This is a genomic window from Mucilaginibacter sp. UYP27, assembly GCF_040547175.1.
Classification (GTDB): domain Bacteria; phylum Bacteroidota; class Bacteroidia; order Sphingobacteriales; family Sphingobacteriaceae; genus Mucilaginibacter.
The window spans coordinates 120,349-132,281 of record NZ_JBEPPE010000006.1; the positions used below are offsets into that span (position 1 = coordinate 120,349).

Annotated in this window: 12 protein-coding genes; 5 read left to right on the forward strand and 7 right to left on the reverse strand. The window is 46.3% G+C overall.

Annotated features, from left to right (window positions below; translation table 11 throughout):
- Nucleotides 1-198: 198 nt before the first annotated feature.
- The 7 genes from ABIB39_RS18055 to kduI form a co-directional block, all read right to left on the reverse strand.
- Nucleotides 199-990, reverse strand: coding sequence for a DUF4350 domain-containing protein (locus ABIB39_RS18055; protein WP_354431576.1), 792 nt, complete (start codon nucleotides 988-990; stop codon nucleotides 199-201).
- A 235-nt stretch (nucleotides 991-1,225) separates the two neighbouring features.
- Nucleotides 1,226-2,263, reverse strand: a complete 1,038-nt coding sequence (locus ABIB39_RS18060; protein WP_354431577.1) for a LacI family DNA-binding transcriptional regulator — start codon at nucleotides 2,261-2,263, stop codon at nucleotides 1,226-1,228.
- A gap of 90 nt (nucleotides 2,264-2,353) precedes the next feature.
- Nucleotides 2,354-3,646: an MFS transporter gene (locus ABIB39_RS18065; protein ID WP_354431578.1), complete on the reverse strand. Its 1,293-nt coding sequence runs from the start codon at nucleotides 3,644-3,646 to the stop codon at nucleotides 2,354-2,356.
- 13 nt (nucleotides 3,647-3,659) lie between these two features.
- Nucleotides 3,660-4,310 (reverse strand): beta/alpha barrel domain-containing protein, encoded by a 651-nt coding sequence (locus ABIB39_RS18070; protein WP_354431579.1) that lies wholly within the window; start codon nucleotides 4,308-4,310, stop codon nucleotides 3,660-3,662.
- On the reverse strand, nucleotides 4,300-5,337 hold the full coding sequence (locus tag ABIB39_RS18075) for a PfkB family carbohydrate kinase (protein WP_354431580.1): 1,038 nt from the start codon (nucleotides 5,335-5,337) through the stop codon (nucleotides 4,300-4,302). Before ABIB39_RS18075 ends, ABIB39_RS18070 begins: the two co-directional genes overlap by 11 nt.
- Entirely contained in the window at nucleotides 5,337-6,152 is an 816-nt protein-coding gene (locus tag ABIB39_RS18080) for an SDR family oxidoreductase (RefSeq protein WP_354431581.1), read from the reverse strand. The genes ABIB39_RS18075 and ABIB39_RS18080 overlap by 1 nt, the downstream gene beginning before the upstream one ends.
- Nucleotides 6,153-6,158: 6 nt before the next feature.
- Nucleotides 6,159-6,989 carry a 5-dehydro-4-deoxy-D-glucuronate isomerase gene (kduI, locus tag ABIB39_RS18085; RefSeq protein WP_354431582.1) on the reverse strand — a complete coding sequence of 277 codons (831 nt, stop codon included), beginning with the start codon at nucleotides 6,987-6,989 and terminating at the stop codon, nucleotides 6,159-6,161.
- A gap of 258 nt (nucleotides 6,990-7,247) precedes the next feature.
- Between kduI and ABIB39_RS18090 the strand changes: the two genes are divergently transcribed.
- Genes ABIB39_RS18090 through ABIB39_RS18110 form a run of 5 tightly spaced genes read left to right on the forward strand, consistent with a single transcriptional unit; the run spans nucleotide 7,248 to nucleotide 11,771 of the window.
- Nucleotides 7,248-7,871: a NanQ anomerase/TabA/YiaL family protein gene (locus tag ABIB39_RS18090; RefSeq protein WP_354431583.1), complete on the forward strand. Its 624-nt coding sequence runs from the start codon at nucleotides 7,248-7,250 to the stop codon at nucleotides 7,869-7,871.
- A gap of 1 nt (nucleotide 7,872) precedes the next feature.
- Nucleotides 7,873-9,096 carry a glycoside hydrolase family 88 protein gene (locus ABIB39_RS18095; RefSeq protein WP_354431584.1) on the forward strand — a complete coding sequence of 408 codons (1,224 nt, stop codon included), beginning with the start codon at nucleotides 7,873-7,875 and terminating at the stop codon, nucleotides 9,094-9,096.
- Nucleotides 9,097-9,101: 5 nt separating this feature from the next.
- Nucleotides 9,102-9,464, forward strand: coding sequence for a cupin domain-containing protein (locus ABIB39_RS18100; RefSeq protein ID WP_354431585.1), 363 nt, complete (start codon nucleotides 9,102-9,104; stop codon nucleotides 9,462-9,464).
- A 26-nt stretch (nucleotides 9,465-9,490) separates the two neighbouring features.
- Complete coding sequence (gene uxuA / locus ABIB39_RS18105) at nucleotides 9,491-10,678, forward strand: mannonate dehydratase (RefSeq protein ID WP_354431586.1); 1,188 nt, start codon at nucleotides 9,491-9,493, stop codon at nucleotides 10,676-10,678.
- A 7-nt stretch (nucleotides 10,679-10,685) separates the two neighbouring features.
- Nucleotides 10,686-11,771: an alginate lyase family protein gene (locus ABIB39_RS18110; RefSeq protein ID WP_354431587.1), complete on the forward strand. Its 1,086-nt coding sequence runs from the start codon at nucleotides 10,686-10,688 to the stop codon at nucleotides 11,769-11,771.
- Nucleotides 11,772-11,933 lie beyond the last annotated feature (162 nt).

The window sequence follows — 11,933 nt, forward strand, 5'->3', positions numbered from 1 at the left end:
TTATATGCTAAGAATTAAGTTTCAAAAAAATTGGCAAAAGGGATCCCCTGCGTGTATTGCACCGCAAATTTTTGCTTCCGATAAGGGTTATCTGATTTCTTTAAAGGCTGCCGGGGTATGGCATCAGCGGTGAATTATATCACTGGCTTCCGGGGCTTTTCTTCGTCATTGGTTTTCTGGGGTTTAGTTAACACTGGTTTATTGGTTAGATTGGTTGTGAGATAAAAGGAATGTAGCAAGGTCTGTAGCCGCCTTGTCATTATCGAATTCTGCGGGGAGGCGTCCGTTTACGTATTCATTGTAAAGCCAGGGGTCGCCAACGGCAAAAACGGTTCCCTTGCCATATTTTACAATGGCTGCTATTGTGGCACCGTTTGATGATTTTAAAATAGGTTTTGCTGTACCGGGCAGGGCTATGCTGCAAACATCTTTCATAAAAACTTTTCGGGCCGTTTTAAAGACGAAATTGTGGCGGATTAAAATCGCGCCGTCTTCAAAATGAGCGTCGTCAATCACATGGTTTTGCATATCGTTGTTAAAATGCAGGCCAAATTTTTCTGCAAGGATATTGAAGTGAGGCAGCTCCACATTGGCGCTATCGTTAGCCATCAGCACCAGTTTGCCGCCAGCCTTTACCCATTGGGCAATGTTATAGGCATCTGCTTTTTGGATATAATTTGGCGACGGATTTTCCTTTTTGCTATCGGGGTCTACAATGATATAAACGGATGTGCCTTTCAGGTTTGCAAGCGTTGGCGCAACCTCTAAACTATTTAAAACAGCACCCTGCGATTTGAAGATCCCGCCCCATTTAGAAAAACCTGTATTGGCGGTATCTTCCCATAAATAATGGTAGCGTTCGGGCTGCGTAGTTTTGTTAGCATGGGTTTCCCGGTTAAAGTAATAATCGAGCGTAACGGTTTGCCCCATCACCTTAACGGTAACAATTGAATACACGAAGAGTATTACAACAAACAGTTTGCGTTTCATTTCGGTAAAAAACTTATAATATGTTTACAGCGTTTATAATTGGTATATCTATAACTGCACTAACCAAAAATACCTTTGTTAGCTTAACCTTGTTGTAGTTTAGGCATATTTATTTACTACATCGTTTTCGCTACGTGATAGTTACGTAATATTTGACGTGTGTAACCTTGTTCGGGCGAGAGCCGTCACAAAAATATTTAAAAACACTAAGGGGGAGTTTTAAAAGAGCCGCGGACTATTTTGCTTTTGGGGCGGTAGAGTCGCGGGTTACCAACTGGGTCGGCAGTACAATTGTTTCAAATTCGTACACGGGGCGCTTGGCTAAAATAAGTTCTAAAAGCTTTTGGGTGGCCTTTTGCCCCATCTCGAAACCGGGCTGGTAAACCGAGCTGAGCGAAGGGTTCAGCACATCGGCAAGGGTGGTATTGGTGTACCCTATCAATGCAATTTCCTGCGGAATTTTGATCTTTAGTTTATTCATCAAAAACAGGGTGGTGGTGGTTATCCTGTCTGATGTGGTGAAGATGGCGTCGGGCTTATCGTCTACCGCAAGCAGATCGGCAAGGGCGTTCTCTATCTCGCCAATATCGCGGCCGCCATGCGGGCAATATTTAATGATGCTTTCGTCTATAGCAATGCCTGCTTCTTCCAAAGCTTTTTTATACCCGGCAAAACGCTCTTTGGTAATGGAAATATTTGGCGGGCTGGTAATGTGCGCTATCCTTTTATACCCCGAATCCAGCAGGTGGCGGGTGGCATCGTAACCTCCTTTAAAGTTATCGGCAATAACTTTATGGGTGTCAATCTCGTCGGTTATCCGGTCAAAAAACACAATGGGCAAGCCCTGGCGGTGCAGGGTTTTCAGGTGTTCAAGGTCGCTGGTTTCTGTCGATAATGAGATCAGCAAACCATCTATAGAATGGTGAGTAAGCTGCCCAACGTTTTTTACCTCAATATCAAACGACTCGTGCGTTTGGGTGATGATGACGTTAAATCCCGCCTCGTAAGCAACCGATTCGATACCGTTTATAACTTGGGAGAAAAACTGGTTCTCGATGGTAGAAACCACGATACCTATTGATTTGCTGTGTCCCTGTTTAAGGCTTTGGGCTATGGGGTTGGGGCGATAATTATGCTCTTTGGCGTACTCGTTTACAACTTTTTTGGTATTCTCGCTTATCTCGTAACTATCCCGCAAGGCCTTTGAAACCGTAGACACCGAGAGGTTAAGCGCCGAAGCAATATCCTTAATTGTAATTGAGCTGAAATTCATATTAGATTGCATGTTAAGCAAACATCACTGCACCGGCTTAACATTGTACCAATATAGAAAATCTTTACCTGTTTGCCTAAATTTAGGTGGCTACAATTTTACAACCTTAGATCTGGGCGACAATAAATGCATGATAAGCCACGCCAGCAAATAAGCACAGGCGCAAATAATAAACAGGATATTATAGCCTCCGGTAATGTTCCCCGCGGCCTTGGCCGAGTCCAATATCCAGCCTATAAAGAACGGGAAAGCTATACCCCCAATAGAACCGGCCATCCCCCCAATACCAACTACCGAACTTACGGCGCGTTTCGGGAAAATATCTGACGCGGTTGTAAAGATATTGGCGCTCCAGGCCTGGTGTGCCGCGGCTGCCAGACTAATTAAACCTACGGCCTGCCAGATGTTAGTTGCGTACCGTGCCGCAAATATGGGCACTACACAAAGCGCGAAAATGAACATGGCGGTTTTACGTGCCTTAAATATGGGCATGCCCCTTTTTATAAACAACGATGATAAATAGCCCCCGCCTATACTGCCAATGGTGGTAGCCGTATAGATCAAAATTAGAGGCAACGATGGCTTTTTTAGATCAAGGTTAAAGGTGCTTGAAAAATAAGAAGGAAGCCAGAACAGGAAGAAATACCACATGGGGTCGGTAAGGAATTTACCCACCACAAACACCCAGGTTTGCCTGATGCCAAATAGTCTGCTCCATTTTACTTTGTCTTCGGGTACGTTCTCTGTCGCCGGCTCTTCAATATCGCTGTGGATATGCTCAAATTCGGCCGCGTTTATTTTTTTGTGCCTTGATGGGATCTCGTATAATATCACCCAAAAAAACAACCATACAAAACCTATTGCGCCGGTTATGATAAACGCCATTTGCCAGCCATAAATGCCCAAGATCCAGGGGACCATGGCCGGTGCCAGTACCGCGCCAATGTTAGCGCCCGAATTAAAGATGCCTGTAGCCAGCGCACGCTCCTTTTTAGGGAACCACTCTGCCACAACCTTTATAGCCGCCGGGAAATTACCCGCTTCGCCCAAACCAAGTGCTGCCCTCACCGCGCCAAAACCGAGGGTAGATTTTACGATGGCATGCAGCATGGCCGCCAAACTCCAAACAATTAATGATATGGTGTAGCCCAGTTTGGTGCCTATTTTATCTATTATCCCACCAAAAGCGAGTAAACCAAGCGCGTACGCGGCAGAGAACGCCATAACAATGTGGCTGTAATCGGTTTCCGTCCAGCTAAATTCTTTCTCAAGCGTGGGCTTCAAAAAGCCGATCACCTGCCTGTCCAGGTAGTTAATGGTAGTGGCAAAAAACAACAGGGCAACTACCACCCATCGGTAGTTGGTTCTTTTGGTATCGCTCATAATTGGTTTATATTTACCTTGCCGATGCTACCATTTGCAGCGCCCGCAAGGTTTCGGTATATAATTGGTCGTATGCCTGGTTATCTACAATGTCTTTCGTGATCAGTTTGCTGCCCATCCCAACTGCTGATACACCTGCTTTGAACCAGCCGCTAATATTTTCCTGGTTCATCTCCACCCCACCCGTCGGCATCATTAGTAAACCCGGGAACAGGTCTTTTACTGCTGATACAAACCCCGGCCCCAGCACATTGGCAGGGAACAGTTTTACAAACGTGGCCCCAAGTTCCTGCGCCTCGTAGATCTCGGTTGGGGTCATACAACCGGGGATCCAAAGCAGCTTGTGCTGTTTTGCCACGGCGGCCACTTTGTGGTTCACCAACGGCGAGATCAGGAAATCGGCCCCGGCCTCAACAAATGCTTCGGCCTCCTGCGGCGATTTAATAGTACCGATACCTAACAGCAAACCCGGCAGGTCCAGGTTTTTCAACGCCTTAAAATTCGCGATAGCTGCCTCACCACGGTTAGTATATTCAATAACCCGGATGCCCGCCTCATAGAGTTTTTTTGTGATAGCAACGCTTACCTCGGCGCTGTCGTTATAAAACAGCGGCAGCATCCCCTGCTGAATAATGCTATCCTGTATGGCTTTCTTATCTGTCATGTTTAATGGCTTTAGTTATTTGCGCCACAGTGCTTTTTGTAGCATCACCGGGGATGGAAAGTTTATCGAAAGCAGCCGCTGTCGCGAAGTGTAGCGTATCGGCAGGTTGCATTTGTTTGCAATATCCATAGATCAATCCTGCCATAAAGCAATCGCCGCTGCCAACCTTATCGGTTACCTGTTCGGCAACATATTCGGCGCTATGGTGCAACTCTCCATTCTGGCATAGTGCAGTATAATATTTTATCCCCTGTTGATGATCAAACCTGAAAGTATTCGCAACCGCCCTGCATTTTGGGTATTGTGCCATAATCTTTTCTGAAACTTTCGCTGCTTCTTTAAGGTAATTCTCTTTTGTGCCGATGTTATGGATATCAGTATCAACCACAATCCCTAACAGACTTTCGGCAGCCCAAACGTTGCCCATTACGAGGTTGCAATACTTCACCAGGTTTGGCATAATTTGCTGCGGTTGCTTACCGTATTGCCAAAGTTTGGCGCGGTAATTCAGGTCCATAGAAATCGTAATATCGCGTTGCGAAGCGGCTTTTAATACCTCCTCGCAAAGGTCGGCGGTTTGCTGGCTTAATGCCGGACAAATAGCACTGAAATGAAACCAGCTTACACCTTGCAACACTTTGTCCCAGTCGATCATTCCCGGTTTTAACTCCGCAAAGGCCGAGCCTGCCCGGTCATAGATCACGGCATCGTGTTTCATGTCAGCACCCGTGGTCAGGTAAAACAGGCCAAGCCTGCTGCCCCCTTTAAAAATAGCCGAGGTATCAATACCCCTGCCATCCATATAATCAACCAACGTATTGGCAAGGCCATTATCCGGTAGGGCCGTAAAATATTTTGTATCGATGCCCCACAAGGCAAGTGCTGTGGCAACGTTAAGTTCCGCGCCGCCAACATGTACAGGCAATTGACTTGTTTTTAACCAATCGCCATTTGCATCGGGGCTTATCCTCAGCAATAATTCGCCAAAGGTTAAAACAGCACCATCATTTGAATTAGCTATATCCATTATACCCCGCCAAATATCGAGAACCCACCATCAACACATATCATAGAGCCGGTTACAAATGCCGACGCATCGCTTAGCAGCCAAACCAGCGCTCCTATCAGTTCATCGGGGTTACCAAAACGTTTAAAGGGTGTTTGTCTGATAACTTTTTCGCCCCTTTTGGTAAATCCGCCATCGGGCGTAGTTAGCAGGTCGCGGTTTTGCTCGGTTAAAAAGAAACCGGGCGCCAAAGCATTCATACGGATAGCATCGCCATAACGGTTAGCCAATTCTACCGCGAACCATTGGTTATAGCAATCTACCGCGGCCTTGCCCATATTGTAGCCCAGCACTTTTGTAATGGCCCGTTTAGAATTCATGGACGAGATATTTACAATACTGCCCCTGCCCGTTTTGGCAATAGCTTCTCCAAAAACCTGTGTAGGTAAAAGCGTGCCCCAAAGGTTCAGGTCAAGCACGCGTTTGATGCCTTCTATATTCATTTTGAAAATATCCTCATCGGGTTGCAGCACACCTTCGGGCATGTTGCCGCCTGCGCCATTCACCAGGCCATCCAATCCCCCAAATTTATCAAGCAGGGTTTGTTTGGCGGCTTGCAGATCTTGTTCATTCAAAACATCGGCAACCAAAGCGATAGCTTGCCCGCCATTTCTATTAATGACATTGGCACGTTCTTCCGCAACTTCTTTATTGCGGCCTAAAATACCTACCGCGCCACCCGCCTCAACAATACCGTTGATGAACGAGTTGCCAAGTATGCCGGTGCCGCCGGTTACCACTATTACCTTACCTTTTAATGAAAAATTATTATCCATGTTTCGTTACCTGATGTCTTCAATTTTCACTGCGTCCATATCAGTATAGTCCAGGTTTTCGCCGCCCATACCCCATATAAAGCTGTAATTACTTGTGCCCGCGCCCGAGTGCATGCTCCATGGCGGCGATATTACCGCGCTGTAATTATCAATTACAATATGCCTTGTTTGTGTTTCCTCGCCCATAAAATGGAAAACCCTTTGCCCCGCGGGGATGTCAAAATAAAAGTAGGCTTCCATACGGCGGTCGTGCACGTGGGGCGGCATAGTGTTCCAGATGCTACCCTCGTGCAATATAGTTAAACCCATCACCAATTGGCAACTTGGGATGCCCGCGGTGTGGATGTATTTATTAATGGTGCGTTTATTCGCGGTATCATCAGCCCCGGCGTTTACCTTTTCGGCTTGGTCGAGCGTCATCACCGCGGTGGGATGATTTGCATGCGCAGGTGACGATAAAAGGTAAAAAACAGGCGGATCCTGGTCATTTTCGGCTGCGAAAATTACGTCTTTTGCGCCTTTGCCTATGTACAGGCAATCCATTTTTTGCAGGTTGTACACTTGCCCGTCCACCGTAACGATACCATTGCCGGCAACATTGATGATGCCTATTTCACGGCGTTCTAAAAAGTAATCGGCCTTAAGGTTGTCGTAGGTTTCCAGCTTTAACGGTTGGTTTACGGGATGCGCTGCTCCTGCAATTATACGGTCATAATGTGTATAAGCAAAGTTTACCTGGTTGGGCTGCACCAGGTTATCTATTAAAAAACGGTCGCGTATCTGTTCTGTCTGATAACTTTTAAAGTCGTCAGGATGAACGCTGTGTATTACTCTCAAAACAAAGGAATATTAAGTTTAAACTATAATTGTATGGCAAGTGTACAATTATGAAGCAGCAATCAAAAGCAATCGCCCCGTTATTTCTACGATAACGTTATCGAAGAATTTTTACCGACCTTGTAACGATAACGTTTGCGTAGAAATAGTACCCCCGGGACATTAATTTAAACGGATTTCCTTGTATTATTGACGTGCAATAGCCAAAGTCTCGCCCCGGAACGACCCGCTACCGGCAAAAACCAATTAGTACATTAAATGAAAAGTAAACCTTTATTTAAGCTGGCAATAGCTGCTATAAGTTTTATCACCATGGAAAATACCGCCATAGCACAAACCAAAGCCGACGGAAGCGTTAGCCAAAAAACAGCCCAAAACTGGCTTAAAAGCAGTAAATGGAAAGACGGCCTTAAGCTGGAGGTAGCACCTTCTGTTAACGCTACCGAGTTTTACAAGCAATACTATAATAATAAAGCGGTTTGGGATAAGGTATTCCTGTATCTGAAGCAAACCAACCTGGATACCCTAAGCACAGGCAAACACCCCATCGATGGCGACAACGCCTACGCCAGCGTTACCGAAGCACCATCGAAAGAAGCGGACAAAGCCAGCTGGGAATCGCACCGAAAATACATTGATCTGCAATACGTGATAAAAGGTAAGGAGCGGATAGATGTTACCGACATTAGCAAAGCAACCGTAACAAATCCTTACAACGAAGCTAAAGATGCAGCTAATTATACCGCCGAAGGAGTATCTCACACTGCCGAACCCGGTACATTCTACCTCTTCTTCCCGCAGGATGTTCACCGCCCTAATATTAAAGTCGCGGGGTATGATGTTGTTAAAAAATTAGTGATCAAAATTAAAGTGGTTAATTAAGATGAAGATAAAACACCTACTCCTACTGATAGTATTAAGCGCGGTAAGCATCAGCGCATCGGCACAAAACAATACTGCAAAGGCAATGCTTTTTGCTGAACATCAAACCAAATTATTGCTCAAACAAACCGCGGAAACAAAGGCGGCTACAACAAAGCCAAACCTGCTCTCGCCACGAACCTTAGAGAATGGCAAACTATCCATTGTGTCGCCCAAAGACTGGTGCAGCGGCTTCTTCGCGGGCAACCTTTGGTTCTTATACGAGTACACGGGCGATAAATTCTGGAAAGAACAATCCGAGCCTTTTACAGCTGTACTGGAACAGGAAAAAAGTAACACCGGTACACACGATCTGGGCTTTATGGTTTATAACAGCGTGGGCAATGCCTATCGCTTGACAAATGAACAGAGATACAAAGATGATATCATCCGGGCCGCCAAATCACTCATCACCCGCTTCAACCCAGCTATTGGCTGCATCAAATCATGGGACCATCAAAAGCAATGGCAGTTCCCGGTTATTATAGATAATATGATGAACCTCGAATTACTGTTTGAGGCCACCAAGCTGAGCGGCGACTCCAGCTTTTACAAAGTAGCGGTTATACACGCCAATACTACGCTTAAAAACCATTACCGTGCAGATAACAGCTCCTATCACGTTATTAATTACGACCAGGCAACGGGGCAGGTTTTAAACCGGCAAACGGCACAGGGCTTTGCGGATAGCTCGGCATGGGCGCGCGGGCAGGCATGGGGGCTTTACGGTTATACCATGTGCTACCGCGAAACTAAAAACAAGGTTTACCTGCAACAGGCAGAGAAAATTGCCAAATACATTTTTAGTAATCCTCAAATGCCTGCCGACCTGGTACCTTACTGGGATTACGATGCCGCCAAACTGGGCAACCAGCCACGTGATGCATCCGCCGCAGCGATTGCGGCATCGGCCCTGTATGAATTGAGTACTTACAGCAAAAACGCGAAGGTTTATAAAACCACTGCCGATAAGGTTTTGAGCAGCCTTGCAACCAAATACCAGGCACAACCGGATAGCGCGCGCGGCTTTTTACTGCTGCACAGCACCGGCCACAAACCCGCCAATAGCGAGATAGATGTGCCTATTATTTATGCCGATTATTATTATCTGGAAGCCTTGCTCCGCCAGAAGAGATTGGCCGAGAAGAAGCCGGTTATCAATGTATCGGGCCGTTTAAAGAATTAGTGGTTATGATACAAAGCAATTTGTTCCAGTTTGAGGAGAGCACCGAATGGCTAACCGTTGGCGATGGCGTGCAGCGGCAGGTTTTGGGTTACGATGATAAGCTGATGCTGGTGAAAGTAAAGTTCGCCAGGGGTGCGTGCGGTACGCTGCATAGTCACGCCCACTCGCAGGTAAGCTATGTGGAAAGCGGCGCTTTTGAAATGACGATTGGCGAAACAATGAAAATAATACGCAAGGGCGATGGTTATTATGTGCCGCCCTTTACCGTACACGGCTGCGTGTGCCTGGAAGATGGTATGCTGGTTGACGGCTTTAGCCCCGCCCGCTGGGATTTTATAAACACGGACAGCGAACAATATACTTTGTAAATTAGGCCGACAAAAATCTACTGAAAATGAGTTTAGAGCAAACATGGCGCTGGTACGGCCCGAATGACCCGGTAAGTTTAGCTGATGCCAAGCAAGCCGGCGCTACAGGCATTGTTACCGCCCTGCACCATATCCCTAATGGCGAGGTTTGGCCTGTAGATGAGATCCTGAAAAGAAAACACTTGATAGAAGATGCGGGCTTGAGATGGTCGGTAATTGAGAGTGTACCCGTGCATGAAGATATTAAAAAACGTAGCGGAAATCACCAGCAATACCTGGAAAACTATCGCCAAAGCTTACTGAATATTGGCCAATGCGGGTTAAATATTGTATGCTATAACTTTATGCCGATACTGGACTGGACACGTACCAATCTGGATTACCCTATGCCGGATGGCTCTACAGCATTAAGGTTTGAGACCACTGCATTCGCTGCGTTCGACCTGTATATTTTGAACCGACCAGGCGCCGAGAAGGATTACCCCGAGGCTGTTAAGGTTAACGCAAAAACGTATTATGATGGCCTGAACGAACGCGCTCAAAAGCAATTGATAAAAAATATTATCGCGGGGTTACCGGGATCTGAAGAAGGTTATACCACCGAACAATTCCTGCAGATGCTGGCAAGTTACGGTGAAATTGACGCGGCAATCCTCAAAGCCAACTTAGCCTACTTTCTGCAACAGGTTATCCCCACTGCGGAAGAAGCCGGTGTGCTGATGTGCATTCACCCGGACGACCCGCCTTACCCCATTTTAGGGTTGCCACGAGTGGTTAGCAACGAGCAGGATATATTAGATATTTACAATGCAGTGGATAGCCCTAATAATGGACTGACCTTTTGTACGGGGTCGTTCGGGGTGATCGAAAACAATGACCTGCCTGGTATGGTAAAGCGACTGGGCGACCGTATCTATTTTATACACCTGCGCAGTACTAAACGCGATGAGGAAGGTAATTTCCACGAGGCTGACCATCTTGCCGGCGATGTAGATATGTACGCCGTGATGAAAGCCCTGTTAGAAGAACAACAAAAAAGGATTGCTAATGGCCGTAAAGACGTTAGCATGCCCTTCCGCCCGGATCATGGGCACAAGATGCTGGATGACCTGGATAAGAAAACAAACCCCGGCTACTCTGCCATTGGCCGCCTGCGTGGCCTGGCAGAACTGCGTGGGTTAGAACTGGGTATTAAACGGGCGTTTAATCTATAATGTCACTATGAAAAAGTTCGTTTGCTTTTTTGCCCTGATGGCGATGGTGCTTTTTGCAAAGGCGCAAATTATCAGCCTCGATAAAAATGAAATAGCATTGATGTGTAAGGTTGTTAAGAGCGAGGACATGTACAAAAAAGTATTTGACCTTTTCCAAACCACCGCCGACAAGGCGTTGAACGAAACACCAAACCCGATAGAAACCATATTATCACAAGGCTTACTGGCCGGCGACCCAAAAAAAGTTGCCAGCCTTAAAGCTTTAGAAGATGCAAACAAAGTTTACGCACTGGCATTGGCTTATAAATACGCCAATAAAAAGAAATATCTGGACAAGGCTACTGAATTTTTAACCGCCTGGGCTAAAGTTAACCATGCTACCGAAGACCCCATCAACGAGACCAAGCTGGAGGATCTGATTACCGCGTATGATCTTATCAGGAACGATATTAAACACGCCGACCGCACTTTGATAGATGGTTGGATGCACGCCATGGCCGATGCCCAATTAAACAGCGGCACAGCAAAGGCTAACAAGGGTACAGCCATCAATAACTGGAACTCGCACCGGATAAAGATGTTTACGCTGATTGCCTATACCTTGCACGACACCAGCTACCAAAGCCCCATCACCCAGGCCTTAGAACATCAACTCAATACCAACCTAAAACCCGACGGCACCACGCATGATTTGCTGGAGCGCGATGCTTTCCATTACCAAACTTATGATATCGAACCGCTGCTGTCGGCTTGTGTTGCCATCTACCGGGCAACGGGTAAAAACTATTTTACCTGGAAAACCGCCAATGGATCTACCCTTAAAAAATGCGTGGATTACATGACACCCTACATGACCGGGGAAAAAACGCACCCTGAGTTTGTGAAAAGCAAGGTGCCGTTTGATAAAAAACGCGCTGAAAACGGTGAAAAGGGTTATGCGCCGGGGACATTGTTCGAACCTCTAAACGGCATCTATATGTTTAGCCTTGCCGCCTTTTTTGATGACGCTTATATTCGGATTATTCGCAAGGCGGCAAAAGACCACAATTACATAAACTGGCGAATGGCGCTCAATAGCTTCAGTATTAACTAAAATAAAGAAGGCCTCCGCGAATAGCGAAGGCCTTTTATGTTCTCTCACAAGGATTCGAACCTCAATTGTCTGAACCAGAATCAGAAGTGCTACCGTTACACCATAAGAGAAGGTTTCAAGCGTACCTGATACTGCAAAAGTAATAAAAATGGCAATGCTATA

Bases quoted from the DNA above. Each gene is read 5' to 3' on its own strand.
- ABIB39_RS18070 (WP_354431579.1), bottom strand. From the start codon at position 4,310: ATGACAGATAAGAAAGCCATACAGGATAGCATTATTCAGCAGGGGATG.
- ABIB39_RS18090 (WP_354431583.1), top strand. From the start codon at position 7,248: ATGAAAAGTAAACCTTTATTTAAGCTGGCAATAGCTGCTATAAGTTTT.
- ABIB39_RS18080 (WP_354431581.1), bottom strand. From the start codon at position 6,152: ATGGATAATAATTTTTCATTAAAAGGTAAGGTAATAGTGGTAACCGGC.
- ABIB39_RS18055 (WP_354431576.1), bottom strand. From the start codon at position 990: ATGAAACGCAAACTGTTTGTTGTAATACTCTTCGTGTATTCAATTGTT.
- ABIB39_RS18100 (WP_354431585.1), top strand. From the start codon at position 9,102: ATGATACAAAGCAATTTGTTCCAGTTTGAGGAGAGCACCGAATGGCTA.
- ABIB39_RS18110 (WP_354431587.1), top strand. From the start codon at position 10,686: ATGAAAAAGTTCGTTTGCTTTTTTGCCCTGATGGCGATGGTGCTTTTT.
- ABIB39_RS18095 (WP_354431584.1), top strand. From the start codon at position 7,873: ATGAAGATAAAACACCTACTCCTACTGATAGTATTAAGCGCGGTAAGC.
- ABIB39_RS18065 (WP_354431578.1), bottom strand. From the start codon at position 3,646: ATGAGCGATACCAAAAGAACCAACTACCGATGGGTGGTAGTTGCCCTG.
- ABIB39_RS18060 (WP_354431577.1), bottom strand. From the start codon at position 2,263: ATGAATTTCAGCTCAATTACAATTAAGGATATTGCTTCGGCGCTTAAC.
- ABIB39_RS18075 (WP_354431580.1), bottom strand. From the start codon at position 5,337: ATGGATATAGCTAATTCAAATGATGGTGCTGTTTTAACCTTTGGCGAA.
- uxuA (WP_354431586.1), top strand. From the start codon at position 9,491: ATGAGTTTAGAGCAAACATGGCGCTGGTACGGCCCGAATGACCCGGTA.